This window comes from Rhodoferax sp. (assembly GCF_018063565.1).
In the GTDB taxonomy this organism is placed as follows: Bacteria; Pseudomonadota; Gammaproteobacteria; order Burkholderiales; family Burkholderiaceae_C; genus Rhodoferax.
In genome coordinates this window covers 1-19,472 of the sequence record NZ_JAGPBB010000070.1, presented here as the reverse complement: position 1 = coordinate 19,472, position 19,472 = coordinate 1, and the positions used below count along the sequence as shown (strand labels likewise).

Here is a 19,472-nt window from a genome sequence, read left to right as displayed (position 1 = left end):
GGTACACCCATATCGTCAAGCACCTGGCGCGCCATCCACTGTTGCATGGCAGGGCTGCGTTCGCCAAAGGCGGCACCTGCCGGCAAATCAAAGGTGGTATGGGTACCTTCGGGCAAACCCAGCAAATGAGCCTCAAGCGCCGGCGACAACTGGCCGCTGCCCAGCGTCAGCGTGGCCGGGCTGCCGTTGAAGGTATTGACAACATCACCCGCCGTACCGCCAAGGCGGTAATGCAGGGTAAGGAACGAACCTGGCACCACGGTAGCCACGGCGTTTGCGCAATTTGAAGTCATAGAAAAGTCAACTGAAGTCCAAAGGGTGTCGCACCGCAAAACCCCACCCAAGCTGGGACGCGACTGCGGGCGCATAAACTGCAGTGATTGTAAAAGCCTGCCCCTGCCACCCAAGACCATGCCACTCAAAGACCTGCCCCCCGATGCGCGTCCACGTGAAAAGCTGCTCGCACGCGGCCCCGGTGCACTCAGCGACGTGGAACTGCTGGCGCTGCTGCTGCGCACTGGCATCAAGGGCAAAGGGGTGCTGCAAATGGCGCAAGAGCTGCTGGAGATCAAGCCACGCGCCGATGCGGCGGCCGGATTTGACGGTATTGCAGGGCTGCTGAACGCCACTGCCGAAGACCTGCAACGGGTCAAAGGCCTGGGACCCGCCAAGCGGGCGGAACTGGTGGCGGTGCTGGAACTGGCGCGCCGGGCGATGCGCCAACGTCTGCAGGAGCGCACGGTTTTTGACAGCCCGGATGCGGTGAAAAACTACCTGCAACTGCAACTGGCCAACCGGGCACATGAGGTCTTTGCCGTGCTGTTTCTGGATGTGCAGAACCGGCTCATCGCATTGGAGGAGATGTTTCGGGGCACCCTCAGCCAAACCAGCGTTTACCCACGCGAGGTGGTGCTGCGCGCCCTGCACCACCGGGCCAGTGCAGTGGTGTTGTCACACAACCACCCCAGCGGTACCGTGCAGCCCAGTCGAGCCGACGAGATGCTGACGCAAACCCTCAAGACAACATTGGCTCTGATCGACGTACGGGTACTCGATCACGTCATTGTGGCACCAGGCCAGGCATTGAGCCTGGCCGAGCAGGGGTTGATGTGACCGCACTGCGGGTCACCACGCTGGCCGACCTCAAGCTGGTCAAGAGCGCCATGGCCGAACGCGCACGCCAACGCGCCCTGCGGACCACCGAACAGGCACGTGCAACGCAGCAACTGCGCTCTGACCGTGACCTGTTTCTGCGGGCCGCCGGCAGCGTCAAGCCTTTGCCAGATAAGCGCCACGCGCTGCACCGCTCAGAGCGCACCATGCCACTGACGCTGCAATTTCAAAAGGACGAGCGCGCCGTGCTCAAGGAAGCCATCAGCGATGAGTTTGATGTCAGCACCTTGCTGGATACCGACGAGCACTTGAGCTTTCGCCGACCGGGGGTTGGCCCCGACGTGACACGCAAGCTGCGCCGCGGCGACTGGAGCATTCAACGTCAGATCGACCTGCACGGTCTGCGGCGAGATGATGCACGTGAGGCACTGAGCTTTTTCATCCGCGAGGCGTACAAGCACGGCATCCGCTGTGTGCGGGTGGTACACGGCAAGGGTTTGGGCTCTCCCGGCAAAACACCGGTGCTCAAAGGCCGGGTACACGGCTGGCTGGTGCAAAAAAACGAGGTACTGGCGTTTGTGCAGGCCAAACCCTCAGATGGCGGAGCCGGCGCGCTGGTGGTGCTGCTGATGGCATCGCGCACCTGAGCGAACCACACAAAATGCACAGTAGATGGCTATCGCAGCCGCAAGGTGATGTGCCAAAATGAATGCTCACCGATCAACCCTTTGTCTGTCGCGATGACCCATCCAAAGACGTCTGTGCCTTGGGGACACGATCCGGCCACCCGTTCCTGCAATGCCTGGGACGGTGCCGGGCACCGCGCCATGGCACCCGCGCATGACCTGTATGGCGCGCGTGAAGTGTTTGGCGAGTACAAGGATCATTTCCTGGGCGGGCGCCTGCCTGCCGGTCCACCGGTCAACACGCTGCTGCCCATTGTCGGCCAGCCGGTTGGCCCGTCATTACTGACGCGCGTGGTTGGTCCTGGCAGCAAAGGCGACGAAGTCAGCCAGTTGCAGCAGTTTCTGAACGGTCGCCTGGACCCGCCGCCGGGGCTGACCGATCATGGTTTCTTCGATGCCCAGACCATGGAGGCAGTGCAGGCATTTCAAAAGGCCTCGGGGATCAATCCGACCGGCAAGGTAGAGTCAAAAACCTGGTTCAAACTTTTGTTTGGCGGACGGGTACCCTGGCCAGGCCAGCGCCCAAAGGGCAACAAGCAACCATTTTCAGCGGCCAAACACCCCATTGCCGGCTGGGCCGTCAAGGACAAGTTTGATGCCGTCTTTGTCAAATGCGGCCTGCAATTGCCGGGCGACTTGCGCTTTACGTTTCAGCAGATGGTGGATTACGGCACCCGCCAGGGTCTGGCGGTGATTCTGACCACCTGGTCGGGTGCGTTGTTGACCAATGGCAACGAGACCACCGACTTTGGGCTGCGCGCACTGCTGATGGGCCAGATTGAAGTCGAGTCGCTGGATGTGATTGAAGACTTCAATGCCTGTCTGGTGGCAACGTCCAATGCGTCGCAGCAGGTTCACCTGGAGCATGCCGCCACCTACATGGCGCGGGTGGTCACGCGCACCGGTGTGGCGCTTTTTTTGGCGCTGATCCATCGGGTTGCCACCAAGCATGAGGCCAAGCAAAAACCTGCTGCCGCGGCACTGGCAGCAAGTTCCAAGGCAGGCGCTGCCATCGATATGCGCACCGGCATCTCTGAACAGCCGAAAACAGGCAAAGCGACACCGACCAAACCCACCACCACGGCACCGCCTGCCCCAGCTCAGTACAAAAATATTGAGATTACCGGGAGTGAATCGTTCAAGCAACAAGTCTTGGCTGCGTTGGCAGATATTAGTAAAACCAAGTCTGGTGCCGCCCTGCTTGCGGATATTGGGACTCGAGGGAAGACTGTCACGATCACGGAAACTAGTAATGGCAATTGCTGTGGCACTACCACTGATGGCTGGATGCTGCCAGACGGAAAACCTGGCAAAGGTTCAGCGTCGACGGTGGAATTCAATCCCGCTCGCAAATCGATTGGTAGCGAGGCCTGGGAAACCCGACCACCGGCAATTGGCCTGGCGCACGAACTGATCCACGCCGCCCACAACGCAATTGGCACCAATAACAGGACGCAAGCAAATAACGACAGCCGTCCAGACCCTGCGGATCCGAGCAAAACTGCACAGACACGGAGCGAAGAAGTTCGCACAGTAGGGCTCGCCCCTTTCGACAAGGAGTCTTACTCTGAAAACAGCATCCGCAATGAATGGAACCCCAAACAGCCGACGCGTCCATGGTATTGATACTCACCGGCGGATTTTTTTGTTTGGCGCGTTGTTGTTGCCCCGCGCTGTCCAATCACGGCCATCGAGCAGAATAAGGAGGTGCATTGACATGCAAAACACTGACGCCAACGCCACTTTGCGGGCGCAATTGCAGCACGCCGAAGACAAACTTTCGGTCAGTTATCAGTTCAGCAACTATTGCAACTCAGATATCTTTCTCTTTAACAAAATGTACGACGACGTCGACGATGAAGGGCGATACAAAGTTGATCAAAATCTTTGCATCATCGAAATCCAGAACGGTAATACTGTCATCAGCAAGAAGATTGCGACGCTGCCAGAAACGCTACTGGTGGAGGCGCTGAACATACCTTGCATCACAGTTGTTGGGCCCGGCAACAGTTTCCATGAAACCCTGGTTCTCAACCTTCCCTTGCAGGCTTGGTCGCCCTACGAATCGGCAAGCGCCTCGAACAGGCTGGACTTGCCGGTCCTATTCCAGCTTGGCTACGTCGTGGGCCAGGCGTCAAGCAAGTCGGTGGCGAGAACCGTTTCGACCACCAATGGCAAAGCCTTGCGATTTGCCGCGGTCACAATTGCGTCACAAAACTTGTTGACGGCCGGTCCCTTTCAAACGGTTTCGATCGGGTCGCCATAGCACACTCCTCAGCACCCCCAGCAACACCTTTTGCAACAGCACCAGCCGCGCACTCAGCAACGAATAGGTGTCATCACCTATCACACATTTAGGGCATCTTGTTCATGCAATGGTTCGAATCCGCGAGGCGATGGCGACAAAACACTGCCGCCAATCACGCAAACTTTAGTCAATCAAATTAATCTGATCCTTCAACCTCATTAGGTCGGTCGTTGGCTACCGTCACACTTTTGATGAAGGCAACCATACACGACATGGATGCATTGAACCCGTCCGGTCCCAAGTGCGCCCACGGCTTCACTCGTGCATACGAACGCCCTATTCAAAGCCAGCTCGGTCGTCAGATGACTCAGCACCCTAGTCAAACTTGAACTTATACGACGGCGTCCCGTTTTCTTTCCACGAATACAAGAGGTAGCCCACATAGTTGTCTGGGTCGGTGCGCGGGCTGTAGGTGGTGACGCCACTGGCCAGCGCATACAGGTTGATGCAGTAGACCGACCGCATCATTGCAAGGCGAGCTACAAACAACGCTAGTTTTGCTGGCAAGCCAAAGGGAGCGCCGGCAATGGCACCACCGACCACAGAACGCATATCGATATTGAGTGCGCTGCCCAGCATTCTCACAATGTTATCTCGGGCTGTTGGGTGATGCTGCTGAAGGTATTGATCAATTTCCTTCAAGATGACAGCGTCGTTCACAGGTGCTGTTCCAGGTGTGACCATGTGAATACTCCTTACGTTCATGATGATGAACGCCCCATTGCATTGCAAAAAGTATCCAGATGTTTTGATCTTCGGCAAACGCATCTTAAATTTGCAAGGAGTTATCACTTCTCAACTGCCAACCGCCGCATCACGCTCCTCAACTTCCCCGCACGCACCGGCTTTTGCAACAGCACCAGCCCAGCCGCCTGCACCCGCTCGCGCACAGCGGCATCGGTATCGCCGCTGATGACACAGGCGGGCAAATCTGCGCGCCCAGTCGCCTGACGCAACAGCGCAATCGTGTCGATCCCATCCTGCCCACCGCGCAGCCGATAATCGCTCACGACGAAATCCGGCGTTTCACCCGGCTTGAGCAGTTCAGCAGCGCTCACCGCCCCATCAGCCACCGCCACCCGGCAACCCCACGACTCCAGCAGACCCCGCAACGCCTGACTGCCCAGTGCATCGTCCTCAATCAAAAATACACGCAATCCTGTCAGCTCGGCGCTTTGAGGCATGCCAGCCACCAGGACCTCGCCACCCACCGCGTCAGTTGCCACAGCCTGGCGGGCCACCTGTTGCACCGTGAGGACAAAGCGTGTGCCGACACCGATGCGCGAACTCATCGTCAGCGGATGGCCCAGCAACTGGCACGACCGCTGCACAATGCTCAAGCCCAGCCCCAAGCCTTTGGTGCGGTCACGTTCGCGGTTGTCAACCTGAAAAAATTCGTCAAACACCAGTTCCTGATGCTCGGCCGCAATGCCAATGCCGCTGTCCCACACCTCTATACGCGCTTTTGTCGGGTCCTGGCATGGTCGACACGCCACCAAAATACAACCCTGGCGGGTGTGCTGCACCGCATTGTTGAGCAGATTGAGCAGTACCCGGTGCAACAATACAAGGTCGCTGCGCAGCCAGCGTTGACTGGGTCGTATATGCAGGCGCAAGCCTTTGGCTGCCGCCATTTCGCTGAAACCGGTGCGTAACTGGGCAAACAGTTGCTCCACGGCAAAGTCCTGTGGCTTGACCTGCATCGACGGTGAATCCAGCCGAGAGTAGTCAAAAAAAGAATCCAGCATGTCCTGCAAGGCGCGCACCGATGCTTCCACCCCCGCCACCAACGGTCGGGTCTGCGCGTCTTGCGGCAGCGCCGCCAGACGCGCCACAAACATGCCCAGGGCATGCGCCGGCTGGCGCAGGTCGTGGCTGGCGGCTGCCAAAAACCGCGACTTGGCCTGGTACGCCGCCACGGCCTCGTCCTGGCGCTTTTGCAACTGAGCTTCGTAGCGGCTGCGCACATGGTTGAAAGCGGCTGCCACCAGGGTGTAAAAACCCAGCGAAAGCACAAATTGGGTGCGTACGACGGGTGAGTAGACATAGGCCTGGTGCAACAACGGTTCGACCCACGCAAAGTACAGCGCCACCCCGACCAGAAAAGCCAGGCTAAACACCCAGCCAAGCTTTTGGCCCTTGAGGAAGAATGCCAGGAACGGCAAGGTGTAGACCCAAAACAGCCCGGTTCCTTCGATGCCGCCCGCCACAATCAAGGCGCCGAAAATGATCAGCGACGCCAGCAACAGCAAAGACTCGGCCAGACTGAACCATTTTGGGATGCGACTCAGCCAAACCGCTGGACCGACCAACAACACACAGGCCGCAAGCTCGATCAAGCCCAGAACGGTGTGGCGGGCGACAAAGATATTGAACACGGCAAACAGCAGCGCCACCACCAGCCCAATACCGCTGGCCGTGCGTACCTGACGGCCACGCCCGGAATGCCTCGCTTCTTGATCTAACATCTGCGCCGACATCGCCACGGCCATATTCTCCCCGTTTGTTATGGGAACTTTAGTGTCAAAAGTTGCCCTAGCGCTTATCTTACCTGCATTTTTAGCTACTTTTTTGGAAGCTTTTAAAACACGGTTCTATTGCGCTGCCCGACGTAGGGTCTGGACCACAGGCCGGTTGAGCACATCGCGCAACCCCCACCATCCTGCAGCCAGCGCCAGCACTGCGCCCGCCAATGCCCCCACCAGTGGCACCCACAGTGACACGCTCCAACTGAACTCAAACACAAACCGTGCCAATGCCCAACCCACGACGCTGGCCACCACAGAGGCCAGGAAACCCGCCAGCAGACCAACGCCGATCAGCTCAATGCGTTGCACCTGGCGCAGCAGCGAGGCACGTGCCCCCACGGCGCGCATGATGGCAAACTCACGCGCACGCTCTTCCCGTGTCGCCGAGACGGCTGCAAACAGCACCACCAGCCCGGCCACCAGCGTAAAGCCAAACAAAAACTCCACCGCACCAATCACCTGATCGAGCACGCGCTGAATCTGGGCAATGGTGCTGCTCAGATCGACCAGGGTGATGTTGGGAAACTGCCGCACCAGCGCGTTGTCAAAACCTGCTGTCACCGGGGCCTTGAACGCACTCAGGTAGGTCGCCGGCAACTGGTCGAGTCGCTGCACCGGGTACATGACAAAGAAATTGGCGCGCATGGAACTCCAGTCCAACTTGCGCAGCGAAGTGATTTTTGATGCCATCTGCACGCCAGCAACATCAAAAGTCAAGGTATCACCCAGCGCCAAATCCAGAGTCTTCGCAATACCTTCCTCAACGCTGATGGCACCTGCCTCATCGGCCTGCCAGCGGCCGCCGACCAACTGGTTCTGGCTCGGCAGCGTTGCGCTGTGTGACAGGTTGAATTCGCGGTCCACCAGGCGGCGTGCGCGCTCGTCGGTGTAGTCGTTCGGACTGACCTCGCGGCCATTGATCGAAACCAGGCGCCCACGGATCATCGGAAACCAGTCAAACTGCTTTACACCGGCTTGCCTCAGCGCAAGCTGGAACGGTGCCGCCTGCTCGGGCATGACATTGATGACGAACCGGTTCGGAGCGTCAGCCGGTGAGGCGGCGCGCCAACTGCTGATGAGGTCAGTCCGCAGCAACACCAGCAGCACCAGGGCCAGCAAGCCAACGGCCAGGCTGCTGACCTGGACCACCGCAAACGCCGGTCGAGCTGAAATCTGCCGCGTCGCCAGCACCAGCGCTGTGGGTGCCGTGCTGTCATTCACTATCCAGCGCAGCATTCTGACGGCCAGCCAACTCAATGCGGCAAACAACAAAGTCGCTGCTGCAAAGCCACCGACCGCGATGGCACCCAGCTTCAAGTCACTGCTGGCGGCCAGCAACAATGCCGCAAATCCGGCCACTCCCAACCCAAGTACCGTCAGCGATGCGGGCTTGAGACCACCCAGGTCCCTCCGAATCACACGCAATGGCGGCACCTGGGCCAATTGCAGCACCGGCGGCAAGCCAAAAGCCAGCAGCAAAGTCAATCCCATGCCGATACCAAACCAGGCGGGCCAGCCACTCGCGGCAGGCAGATCAGCATCCACCAGGCCCGCCAGCAACACCACAAAGCCATGGTGCACCAAGAATCCCAGTGCGACGCCCATCACACTGGCCAGCAGACCGGCCAACACAAACTCAAAGCTGTAGGCCCCGGCGATGCTGCGCTGCGACAAACCGAGTACACGCAGCATGGCACAGTCGTCCAGGTGAGCGGCGGCAAACCCACGCGCTGCCAGCGCCACTGCCACAGCACTGAGCAGTGCCGCCAGCAAGGCAACCAGGTTGAGGAACTTTTCGGCGCGCTCCAACGTGGTGCTGAGCTCGGGGCGCCCGCCCTGCAAAGCCTCCACCCGCAAACCGCGCACCGCGCGTGCCTGCACCTGTTGCTGCGCCCAGTCCACAAAGGCCTGCACCGGCTGCTCTTCGCCCGCTACCGCCAGACGGTAGCTCAGACGACTGGCAGGCTGCACCAGGCCGGTGGCAACCAGATCCGTCTGGTGGATCATGACCCGCGGCGCAAAGTTCATGAAACCGGCGCCACGGTCAGGTTCGAACACGATGATCCGGGACACCCGAAAGCTGCTGTCCCCCAACAGCAGAGCATCGCCAATGCGCAGTCCCAGCGCATCCAGCAAGGCGATATCGACCCAGGCTTGTCCAACGGCTGGCACGTCGCTGGTCACCTTCGGTTGGGCGCCGGGTGCTTCAGCCACCCGCAGTTTTCCGCGCAGGGGGTAAGCGGCCTGGACTGCCTTGAGCGACACCAGTTTGGTTTGCCCACCCTGTGCCTCGGTCGAGCGCGCCATGGTTGGAAAGCTCAGCGTTTGCACGGCCTGCAATCCGAAGGTTTTGGCTTGAGCCAAAAAAGCCGCCGGCGTGGGGTTGTCACTCACAATCACGGCATCACCTCCCAACAGCTGACGCGCGTCACGCTGCAGCCCCCCCTTGAGCCGATCAGAGAAAAACCCCACGGCTGTCAGTGCCGCCACCGCCAGCGTGACGGCCACCATCAGCAAACGCAGTTCACCGGCACGCAAATCGCGCCACAACGAACGCCAACCCAAGCTCAAAAATGAAATTGCCATGACTCAACGATACCGCAGACCGACCAGGTGGATCGAATCAATGGCCGGGGGTTCCCGCCGGATGCAGGGGGTTTCCCGTTTTTGACGCCAATCGACCGGCAGGCTTGGCGCTCGCCTGCCGGCGCCGGTCTGGCGCAGACCTTTGACTCCGGAACAGCGCCCATAAAAAAACCCAGCGCACGGGCTGGGTTCAGGTGACGATGGCGGTCCGCTGTCGGGCCGCACCTCGCTTTACTTGCCGCCAGGGATCTTGCCTTCCACGCCCTTGACGTAGAAGTTCAAGCCGCCGAGGAACTTGTCATCGGCAACCGCATCCTTGGCCAACTGCTCTTTACCGGCGTTGTCTTTGATCGGACCTTTCCAGATGACAAAGCTGCCGTCACCCAGGCCCTTCTTGACCTCTTCAACTTTGGCCTTGGCTTCGGCAGGCACGTCTTCCGCAATTGACACGATGTCAATTGCGCCTTCCTTCACACCCCACCAGGCGGCAGAGCCACCTTTCCAGTTGCCTTCGAGGGCTTCCTTGGTGGCCTTGATGTAGTACGGGCCCCAGTTGATCACGGCCGATGCCAGGTGGGCCTTGGGACCGTAAGCCGTCATGTCGGAGTCCCAACCAAAGGCGCGTTTGCCCTTGGCCTCGGCGGTCTTCAGCACCGCGGGGGAATCGGTATTCTGGAACAGCACGTCAGCACCACCATTGATCAGGCTGGTGGCGGCTTCGGTTTCCTTCGGCGGGTCAAACCAGCCATTCACCCACACCACCTTGGTCTTGACTTTGGGGTTGGTGCTTTGCGCACCCAGTGTGAAGCTGTTGATGTTACGGATGACTTCCGGGATCGGAATCGACGCCACCACACCCAGGGTGTTGCTCTTGGTCATGGCCCCGGCAATCACACCCGCCATATAGGCACCCTCATAAGTGCGGCTGTCATAAGTGCGCATGTTCTCAGCCTGCTTGTAGCCGGTGGCGTGCTCAAACTTGACGTCTTTGAGATCAGCGGCAACCTTGAGCATGGGTTCCATATAGCCAAAAGTGGTACCGAAGATCAGCTTGTTGCCCTGGCCCGCCATATCACGGATGACGCGCTCGGCATCTGCCGACTCAGGCACGTTTTCGACGAAGGAGGTGGCAATCTTGTCGCCAAACTCCTTTTCAAGTGCCTTTCGGCCATTGTCATGGGCGAAAGTCCAGCCACCGTCGCCCACTGGGCCGACGTAGGCAAAACCAATTTTCAGCGGCTCAGGCTTGGCCGGCGCTGACGCCGGTGCCGACGCCGGTGCAGCAGCGGCCGGTGCCGGTGCCGGTTCTTCTTTTTTGCCACAACCAGCCAGCACTGCGGCGGATGCCACGGCGGAAAGGGCAGCTACTCTGAGCAGGGAGCGTTTTTGCAAGTCTGTCATGTGAAATCCTCAAAAGGTAGGGAAACAAAACGAGAACGGAACAACGGGATTATCGGCGCGTCGCAGCATGTCATCCAAAGTCTTTAGGCCCCCGGATAAAACGGCTTGCCAATGCTGGCGGGCATGTTGATGCGAATCCACTGCGGATTGCGTGAAATCAGCGCCAGTACCACGATGGTGGCCAGATAGGGCAACATGCTCAGAAACTGGCTGGGCAGGTCCACACCGATGCTTTGCAAATGGAACTGCAGCATGGTGACGCCACCAAACAGGTAGGCACCGAGCAGCACCCGCGCCGGGCGCCAGGTGGCAAAGGTGGTCAGCGCCAGTGCGATCCAACCCTTGCCAGCCACCATGCCCTCGACCCAGAGTGGCGTATAGATGACCGACAAATAGGCTCCGGCCAGACCACACAGCGCACCACCGACCGTCACCGCCAGCAGGCGGATCCGCCGCACCGGATAACCCAGCGCGTGCGCCGACTCGGGGCTTTCGCCCACGCTGCGCAAAATCAGGCCGCTGCGGGTGCGGTACAAAAACCAGATCAGGGCCAGCGCAAACAACACCGTCAAATACACCAGCGGATGGTGCCGAAACAATGCCGGCCCAAGGTAGGGAATATCGGCCAGAATCGGGATGGAATAGCTGGCGCGCTCTGAGATTCTGGCCTGTACAAAGGAAGTTCCGACAAAGGCACTGAAGCCGGTACCAAACAAGGTGAGCGCCAGTCCAGTGGCGTACTGGTTGGTGTTGAGCCAGATCACCAACAAGCCAAAAACAGCCGCCAGCCCAGCACCGACGGCCATTCCTGCTATAAAACCAAAGGTATCCGAGCCGGTGCTCACGACCGTGGCAAAGCCAGCAATGGCCGCGCAAAGCATGATGCCCTCCGCACCCAGATTGACAATGCCCACTTTTTCGTTGATCAGCAATCCCAGCGAGGCAATGGCCAGCACCGTGCCCGAATTGAGCGTGGCGGCCAGCAACAGGGCATAAGACTCCATCACTTGCTCCACTTCAAACGGTAATTGACCAAGGTGTCACAGGCCAGCAGACAAAACAGCAGCAAGCCCTGAAACACCCCGGTAAGCGACTTGGTCAGACCCAGTCGCGACTGCGCCATCTCGCCGCCGATGTAGAACATGCTCATCAAAATGGCGGATAGCACCATGCCCACCGGGTGCAGCCGCCCCACATAGGCCACGATGATGGCCGCGAAGCCGTAACCGGCTGGCAGATAGATGGTGAGTTGGCCGATCGGCCCTGCCACTTCCAGCGCCCCCGCCAACCCTGCCGCGGCACCGGAAATCAACAGCGCCACCCACAACGCCCGGCGTGAAGAGAACCCGGCGTAACGTGCCGCGGCGGGTGCCAGACCACCCACTTGCAAGGAAAAACCGGAACGGGTACGAAACAGGAAAATCCACAAGCCCGCCACCCCCAGCATGGCCATCAGCACACCAATGCTGACGCGTGAACCTTCAAACAGGCGCGGGATGCGCGTCACCGCGTCAAAGTTTCTGGTTTGCGGAAAGTTGAAACCCATCGGGTCTTTCCATGGACCACCCACCAGATAGCTGAGCAATTGCACCGCCACATACACCAGCATCAGGCTGACCAGGATCTCGTTGGCATTGAAGCGGTCACGCAGCAGCGCCGTCAGTCCGGCCCACACCATGCCACCCACCATGCCAGCCAGGATGATCGGCAGCACCATCCAGCGGCTGCTGTTGGCGTCGGCCAGCAGCGCCACCCCTGCGGCAAAAATGGCCCCCAAAATGTACTGCCCTTCGGCACCAATATTCCACACGTTAGAACGAAAGCACACGGCCAAGCCCAGCGCCACAATCAGCAGCGGTGTCGCCTTGACCAGCAGCTCGCCCCAGGCGTACGCGCTGTTGATGGGCAGCCAGAAAAACATCTGCAAGCCCTTGAACGGGTCTTTTCCCAGGGCCACAAACATCAAGGTACCGATCAGCACGGTCACCAACAATGCCAGCACCGGCGAGGCATAGGTCCAGACCACCGAGGGCTGTGGGCGCGCTTCAAGCTTGAGCATCGCTCACCTCCGACGGGTTCAACAAGGGTAAAGGATGGTCCCACAGGCCACTCATCCATTCACCAATTTTCTCGACCGTGGCCTGTGCGATCGGAACCGATGGCGACAGCCGACCACGGGCAATCACGTGCAGCCGGTCACACACCTCAAACAGTTCATCAAGTTCTTCGCTCACCACCAGCACTGCACAACCGGCATCCCGCAGCGCCAGGATTTCGCCACGAATCTGTGCCGCTGCCCCCACATCGACACCCCAGGTGGGCTGCGAGACGATGAACAGCTTGGGTTTGGCGTCCATTTCACGGCCAACAATGAACTTCTGCAAGTTCCCACCCGACAGCGAGCGTGCGACCGAGCGTGCGCCACCCGCTTTCACGTTGAAGCGCGCAATGATGTTGCCGGCTTGCGTATCGAGCTTGCGCACCCCGATCCAGCCGCCGGCAAAGCGCGGCCAGGCAATGGACTCCAAGCGCGTCAGCAGCAGGTTATGCGCCAGCGACAAGGTGGGCACGGCACCGCGCCCCAACCGCTCTTCCGGCACAAAATGCAGACCCAATGTGCGCCTGCGCCCCGGGTGCAGGGCCGAGACGTCGGTGTGCCCCATCTTCACGGTGCCAGCGGCGGCACGCGTATCTTCACCCGACAGCGCGTACATCAGTTCCTTTTGCCCGTTGCCTGACACACCCGCGATGCCCACCACCTCACCGGCGTGCACCTCAAACGAAATCGCCTCCAGGTCAACACCGAACTGGTCTTCACGCGGCAATGTCAGGCTGCCCACACGCAAAACCGAGGGGCCGGGGTCTTGCGCCCGATGCGTCAGCTTGGGAGGCTCGGCACCAATCATCAACTTCGATAACGATGCGTTGGATTCATGGGCCGGATTGCAGACACCCGTGACTTTGCCGCCGCGCAACACGGTACAAGCCTGACACAACTCGCGGATTTCGTGCAGTTTGTGGCTGATGTACAGGATGCTGCAGCCCTCAGACGCCAATTTTTTCAGCACCACGAACAACTTCTCGACCGCCTGCGGCGTCAGCACCGACGTGGGCTCGTCCAGAATCAGCAATTGTGGGTTGGTCAACAGAGCGCGGATGATCTCCACACGCTGCATTTCCCCCACGCTCAGCGTGTGGACCGGACGCTGCGGGTCAATATCCAAGCCATATTCGGCCGCTTTGAGCGTGATGGCCTGCGTCACCTCTGCCAGACTCAAGTCCTTGCTCAAACCCAGCCAGACGTTTTCGGCCACGCTCAGTGTGTCAAACAGACTGAAGTGCTGAAACACCATGCTGATGCCCAGTGCCCGCGCCTCCTGCGGATTCTTGATGAGCACCGGCTGACCATTGAACAGCACTGCACCTTCGTCTGGCTTGACTGAACCATAGATGATTTTCATCAGCGTCGATTTGCCAGCGCCGTTTTCACCCAGCACCGCATGGGTCTCACCCGGCAGGACGGTCAGATTGATGCCGCTGTTGGCTACCACGCTGGGGTAACGTTTGGTGATACCCGTAAGCTGCAATCGTGGCGTACTCATGGGCAGGCGAAAGACTGTTGAAAAGGGATCATGTCACGGCGTATGGAGGCTTGGCTGTATTTTGTACGAAAGTGGCGCGCCAAATCGATTTTTTAGTCGATTTAAGGTGCGGGTGAACCCTTAGCAAGGAAAATGCCATCACCCCGCGCTTAGTGCCAGAAAAACTGCGAGGTCAAGTTTGAGTACCATTGCATATTTTGCAGAAGAAGCTCACCATGCCGCATCCCCTGCTTGAGTTTGTCCATGCCGGACGCATTGTGTCCTTGCACGATGTACCGCCCACCCGCACGCTGCTGCAGGTGTTACGTGAAGACTTGGGTCAGCACGCCACCAAGGAGGGTTGTAACGAGGGCGACTGTGGCGCATGCACGGTGGTGTTGGGTGAGCGCGACGGTGAGCGCATCCGGTACAGCGCCATCAACAGTTGCATCCGGCTGGCGCACTCGATTCACGGGATGGCGTTGTGGACGGCGGCCGACCTGAGCGGCCCTGACGGTACACCCCATCCGGTGCAACAGGCATTACTGCATCACCATGCTAGCCAATGTGGCTTTTGCACGCCGGGTTTTGCCATGAGCCTGTTTGGTCTGTATCAGAACCAGGTGTTGCAGGGTCAGGCGGTCAGCCGCGCCCAGGCCACACAGGCGCTTTCGGGCAACCTGTGCCGCTGTACCGGCTACCGTCCGATACTGGACGCTGCCCAGCAGCTCGACCAATGGCCACGGGTAGCGCTCGACGAGAATGATTTACTATCAAAACTAAAGCTATTGACGCAATCCAGGCAAGCGCTGGACGCCAGTTTTTCGTATATCTCACCGACCACCCTGGCACAACTGCTGAGCTTGCGCGCGGCACAGCCGCAGGCACAACTGGTGGCAGGCTGCACTGATGTTGGTTTATGGATCAACAAGTCCCAGCGCGACTTTGCCCAGATCATAGATTTGAGCCAAGTGCAGGAACTGCGCCAGATCCACGAGGACGCCAGCACCCTCACCATTGGCGCCGCGGTCAACCTGACCGACGCGTTTGATGCGCTGCTGGCCGATCGCTCGCAACTGCACCGTTTTGTGCATCGATTTGCCGGCCTGCCGGTGCGCAATTCGGGCACCTTGGGTGGCAACATTGCCAATGGATCCCCCATCGGCGACTCGATGCCCTTGCTGATGGCCTTGCATGCCCAACTGGTGCTGGCCAGTGCGCGCGGTTCGCGTGAACTGCCGCTCGATGCGTTTTACACCGGATACCGGCAAAACCGCATGGCTGCGGACGAGCTGCTGACCCAGATCAAGGTGCCACGCCCGACTGCCAATGAGTTCTTGCGGGTTTACAAAGTCTCCAAGCGACAGGAAGACGATATTTCGGCGGTGTGTCTGGCGCTGTGCCTCTTTTTGCAGGACGGCTGGGTCACACGGGTGTCGATCGGGGTGGGAGGGGTGGCTGCGACGCCGGTGCGTGCCCGTCAAACCGAGGCCGCCCTGACCGGACAGCAGTGGAACGCTGCCCTGATTGAGCGTGGCATGACGGTGTTGCGTGATGAGTTCACACCCATTTCAGACATGCGCGCCAGCAGCGCCTACCGCACACAGGTCTTGGGCAATTTGCTGCAACGCTTCTGGCAGGAGACGCAAGGTCAGGCGGATATATCACTCGACGCACTGGCTCTACCCGCCGTCGAATGTGAGTCCCCCATTTCTTCCAACCCGGCTTAAGGGGCAAGTTGCATGAACTCTGCTGAAGGACACCCGATGAGCAATGCCTGCGGCCAAAGCGCGCACCACGAAAGTGCAAGCGCTCAGATTGCGGGTGCGGCGCCCTACATTGACGACTTGCCCGAACTGCGCGGCACGCTGCATGCAGCACCGATTTTGTCACGCGTGGCGCATGGTCGGCTCAAGGGCATTGATGTGTCGGCAGCGCTGGCTTTGCCGGGTGTACGCGGTGTCATTCTGGCGGGTGATGTGCCAGGTGACGCCATACTGGCCGCGTTTGCCGGCGATGAGCCGGTGTTTGCCATCGACACGGTGCAGCATATTGGCCAGGTGATTGGCCTGGTGGTGGCCGATGAGGTATCGCTGGCGCGTCGTGCCGCGCGGCTGGTGGTACCCGATATCGCCCCCCTGCCCGCAGTACTGGACGTGCGACAGGCGCTGGCGATGCAAAGCTATGTGCTACCGCCGGTCACTGTTCGTCGCGGCGACGCCACCGCAGCGCTGGCACGCGCACCACACACCCTGCGCGGCAGCCTCGAAGTGGGTGGGCAGGAGCACTTTTATCTGGAGGGCCAGGTGGCCTATGCGCTGCCGCAAGAGCAAAACCAATGGCTGATCTACAGCAGCACCCAACACCCCGGTGAAGTGCAGCACTGGGTCGCGCACGCGCTGGGACTGGACAACCATGCAGTGCGTGTGCAATGCCGCCGCCTGGGTGGTGGTTTTGGCGGCAAGGAAACGCAAGCTGGTCATCTGGCGGTTTGGGCAGCGGTGGCCGCCACCAAGCTCAAATGCCCGGTCAAGCTTCGGCTGGACCGCGACGACGACTTCATGATCACCGGCAAGCGCCACCCGTTCAGTTATGACTACATCGCGGGTTTTGACGATTCCGGTCGGTTGTGCGGTTTGCAGTTGATGATGGCGGCGCACTGCGGCTTTAGCGCCGACCTGTCCGGCCCGGTGGCCGACCGTGCCATTTTTCATGCCGACAATGCCTACTTTCTGCAAGACGTGGAAATCACCTCGTACCGTTGCAAGCTCAACACCCAGAGCCACACGGCGTTTCGCGGATTTGGCGGGCCTCAAGGCATGATCGTGACCGAAGCCATCCTGGGTGACATCGCCCGCTATCTGGGAATGGATGCCCTGGCGGTGCGTCGACGCAATCTGTACAGTGAAGAGCCGCTTGACCCGACCGCGACACCCCAAGTATGCCGTGACACCACCCACTATGGCATGAAGGTGGAAGGCAATATCTTGCCACAGCTGCTCTCAAAACTTGAGCTTTCATCTCAATATCAACAGCGCTTAAGGGACATTTCGACCTGGAACTCCGGGCACCCAACCCTGAAGCGTGGCATCGCCATCACGCCGGTCAAGTTTGGCATCAGCTTCACCGCCACCTTGTTCAACCAGGCCGGCGCGCTGGTGCATGTGTATCTGGACGGCAGTGTGCAAGTGAACCACGGCGGTGTCGAAATGGGCCAGGGGCTGAACACCAAGGTGGCACAAGTTGTGGCCGATGAGCTTGGCGTACCGCTGCACCGCGTGCTGGTCACCGCCAGCGATACCGGCAAGATACCGAACGCGTCAGCCACCGCCGCATCTTCTGGCACCGATCTGAATGGACGGGCCGCTCAGTTTGCCGCGGCCCGGGTGCGCGAGAACCTGGCGGCGTTCGTCGCCGGACTTGACGGTGTGGGGGCCGGTGCTGTGCGCTTCAAGGGCGGACAGGTCATCACGCCGAAAGTCAGCCGAGCCTTTGACGCAGTGGTGCAGCAGGCTTATGCCAACCGCATCCAGCTCTGGAGCGACGGGTTTTACCGCACGCCCAAGATCCACTACGACAAGACTACCTTGACCGGACGGCCGTTTTATTACTTTGCTTACGGCGCCGCTTGTACCGAAGTTGCCATCGACACATTGACTGGCGAGAACAAGGTGTTGCGTGTGGATGTGCTGCACGATGTGGGGCGCTCCATCAATCCCAGCCTGGACATTGGCCAGATTGAAGGCGCATTTGTCCAGGGCATGGGCTGGCTCACCACCGAGCAACTGGAGTGGAACGATGCCGGCCTGTTGACCACCCACGCGCCCAGCACCTACAAAATCCCCACTGCGGGCGATGTGCCGGCACATTTCAAGGTTGATTTGTGGGACGCAGCCAACCCCGAAGACAACGTGGGTGGCTCCAAAGCCGTGGGTGAACCGCCCTTCATGCTGGCAATCAGTGTTTTTGAGGCCCTGCGTGACGCTGTGGCGCGGGCGCGCCAGGTTGCTGAAGTGCCACTTAACGCACCGGCCACGCCCGAACAGGTGCTCAAAGCGCTATCGGCCAGGTAAGCCGAACCACCGGCGGCAGCACCATCACCGCAGCGACCTGCCCAAAAAGGCAGTCAAACCCCAGCCAGAGACCGAAGGCCGCTCGGGTTCACCAGATTGAGCACCCGCCCGGAGCCACTGATCAGGCTTTGTTCGCGCAAGTGGCGCAGCACGCGCGAGAAGGTTTCAGGCGCAATGCCCAACTGCGCGGCAATGCTGCGTTTGCGCTGCTGCAACTCAACCGCCATCACGCCGCTGCCGCGTTGTTGCGCATGGCAAAGCAGCCATTCGGCACAGCGCGCCTCGGCATCTTTGGCCAGTCGACTGACGGCAAACTCGGTTTGGCGCCGGTGGGCCATGGCCACGTCGTTGAGAACGGCCTGTGCCGACTCCGGCATGTCGGCGATGGCTTGCTGAAAATCCGGCAAAGCGACACAGCACATCTCCACCGGTGAGTCTGCGATGGCGTCCACCAGATGTGGCAAACCCAACACAACCGAACTCGCGTCCAGCCAGCACGGACCTTCCAGAACGCCGATTTGATGCTCCAGCGCGGCCCCCCCCAGCACGCCCAGCGCGACCCGACCTGAGGAGATGTAGTTCACGCAGGTCCGATCGGAGCCCCGCTGCAACAAAATCTGCCCACGCGCCATCGAACGGCAAGACGCTGCAGAACTGAGGGTGTCAATGGAAAACATGATCGAGACTGTGCCGTGCCTGTGGACTGCAGACCTTGAGCCATATCAAATTACCAACAGAAATTTACTGCGCCATGCTCAAGCGGTTTGCCCAATGACCCGATGCAGATGATCCGCCAGGCGGATGGTCATGGCGGCGATGCTGATGGTCGGGAAATTTGCCCCTGAGGTCGGGAAGACCGAACTGCCCGCGACATACAGGTTGCTCATCCCATGCATCCGGCAGTGGCGGTCGACCACGCCCAGTTTGGGTGAGTCGTTCATCCGGGTGGTGCCACTGTGGTGCCAGGTACCCTCCACGGCGCGGGGCCAGGCTTTCCCTTCAATCGGCGCTGGCAATGTGACATCGGCCACACCGGCCAGTTTGAGTTCTTGCGCAAATATCGCCAAGGACCGGTCAAAGGTCCGTTTCAGAACTTCACTGTCAAGCCGCCAGTTGACCTGAGCCCGTGGCATGCCCAAGGCGTCGCGTTGATCTGAAAGCGTGACCCGACTGTCACGTTCAGGTGGTGGTTCACA

Annotated in this window: 16 protein-coding genes; 6 read left to right on the top strand and 10 right to left on the bottom strand. The window is 59.8% G+C overall.

The annotated features are described in order from the left end of the window. On the bottom strand, window positions 1-293 hold a 293-nt coding region (locus tag KBF66_RS14630; protein WP_296658512.1), incomplete at its 3' end, for an FKBP-type peptidyl-prolyl cis-trans isomerase. A gap of 118 nt (window positions 294-411) precedes the next feature. Between KBF66_RS14630 and radC the strand changes: the two genes are divergently transcribed. From radC to KBF66_RS14610, 4 genes are all read left to right on the top strand, one after another. After that, the gene (radC, locus tag KBF66_RS14625; RefSeq protein ID WP_296658509.1) at window positions 412-1,113 is read left to right on the top strand and encodes a DNA repair protein RadC; all 702 of its coding nucleotides are present in this window, start codon (window positions 412-414) and stop codon (window positions 1,111-1,113) included. Between the two features lie 50 nt (window positions 1,114-1,163). Then, the gene (locus KBF66_RS14620) at window positions 1,164-1,760 is read left to right on the top strand and encodes a Smr/MutS family protein (RefSeq protein WP_296658517.1); all 597 of its coding nucleotides are present in this window, start codon (window positions 1,164-1,166) and stop codon (window positions 1,758-1,760) included. A gap of 93 nt (window positions 1,761-1,853) precedes the next feature. Next, the gene (locus tag KBF66_RS14615; RefSeq protein ID WP_296658506.1) at window positions 1,854-3,425 is read left to right on the top strand and encodes a M91 family zinc metallopeptidase; all 1,572 of its coding nucleotides are present in this window, start codon (window positions 1,854-1,856) and stop codon (window positions 3,423-3,425) included. A gap of 91 nt (window positions 3,426-3,516) precedes the next feature. Then, window positions 3,517-4,065 carry a hypothetical protein gene (locus KBF66_RS14610; RefSeq protein ID WP_296658503.1) on the top strand — a complete coding sequence of 183 codons (549 nt, stop codon included), beginning with the start codon at window positions 3,517-3,519 and terminating at the stop codon, window positions 4,063-4,065. A 357-nt stretch (window positions 4,066-4,422) separates the two neighbouring features. Here the strand turns inward: KBF66_RS14610 and KBF66_RS14605 are convergent, their stop codons facing one another. From KBF66_RS14605 to KBF66_RS14575, 7 genes are all read right to left on the bottom strand, one after another. Next, the gene (locus KBF66_RS14605) at window positions 4,423-4,875 is read right to left on the bottom strand and encodes a hypothetical protein (RefSeq protein WP_296658498.1); all 453 of its coding nucleotides are present in this window, start codon (window positions 4,873-4,875) and stop codon (window positions 4,423-4,425) included. 20 nt (window positions 4,876-4,895) lie between these two features. Continuing rightward, complete coding sequence (locus KBF66_RS14600) at window positions 4,896-6,575, bottom strand: hybrid sensor histidine kinase/response regulator (protein WP_296658494.1); 1,680 nt, start codon at window positions 6,573-6,575, stop codon at window positions 4,896-4,898. A 126-nt stretch (window positions 6,576-6,701) separates the two neighbouring features. After that, complete coding sequence (locus tag KBF66_RS14595; protein ID WP_296658489.1) at window positions 6,702-9,221, bottom strand: FtsX-like permease family protein; 2,520 nt, start codon at window positions 9,219-9,221, stop codon at window positions 6,702-6,704. Between the two features lie 231 nt (window positions 9,222-9,452). Then, complete coding sequence (locus tag KBF66_RS14590) at window positions 9,453-10,622, bottom strand: BMP family ABC transporter substrate-binding protein (RefSeq protein WP_296658485.1); 1,170 nt, start codon at window positions 10,620-10,622, stop codon at window positions 9,453-9,455. 83 nt (window positions 10,623-10,705) lie between these two features. Then, window positions 10,706-11,626 (bottom strand): ABC transporter permease, encoded by a 921-nt coding sequence (locus KBF66_RS14585; protein WP_296658479.1) that lies wholly within the window; start codon window positions 11,624-11,626, stop codon window positions 10,706-10,708. After that, window positions 11,626-12,681, bottom strand: a complete 1,056-nt coding sequence (locus tag KBF66_RS14580) for an ABC transporter permease (protein WP_296658473.1) — start codon at window positions 12,679-12,681, stop codon at window positions 11,626-11,628. The genes KBF66_RS14585 and KBF66_RS14580 overlap by 1 nt, the downstream gene beginning before the upstream one ends. Beyond that, the gene (locus KBF66_RS14575) at window positions 12,668-14,224 is read right to left on the bottom strand and encodes an ABC transporter ATP-binding protein (RefSeq protein WP_296658466.1); all 1,557 of its coding nucleotides are present in this window, start codon (window positions 14,222-14,224) and stop codon (window positions 12,668-12,670) included. Before KBF66_RS14575 ends, KBF66_RS14580 begins: the two co-directional genes overlap by 14 nt. A 215-nt stretch (window positions 14,225-14,439) precedes the next feature. Here KBF66_RS14575 and xdhA point away from each other — a divergent pair, with 215 nt between their 5' ends. Both xdhA and xdhB read left to right on the top strand, forming a co-directional pair. Further along, window positions 14,440-15,933 (top strand): xanthine dehydrogenase small subunit, encoded by a 1,494-nt coding sequence (gene xdhA / locus KBF66_RS14570; RefSeq protein ID WP_296658461.1) that lies wholly within the window; start codon window positions 14,440-14,442, stop codon window positions 15,931-15,933. Between the two features lie 12 nt (window positions 15,934-15,945). Further along, window positions 15,946-18,276: a xanthine dehydrogenase molybdopterin binding subunit gene (xdhB, locus tag KBF66_RS14565; RefSeq protein ID WP_296658455.1), complete on the top strand. Its 2,331-nt coding sequence runs from the start codon at window positions 15,946-15,948 to the stop codon at window positions 18,274-18,276. Between the two features lie 53 nt (window positions 18,277-18,329). Here xdhB and KBF66_RS14560 read toward each other — a convergent pair whose 3' ends face one another. Next, window positions 18,330-18,953, bottom strand: coding sequence for a Crp/Fnr family transcriptional regulator (locus KBF66_RS14560; RefSeq protein WP_296658452.1), 624 nt, complete (start codon window positions 18,951-18,953; stop codon window positions 18,330-18,332). Between the two features lie 78 nt (window positions 18,954-19,031). After that, the coding region (locus KBF66_RS14555; protein WP_296658450.1) for a GMC family oxidoreductase at window positions 19,032-19,472 on the bottom strand (441 nt) is incomplete at its 5' end.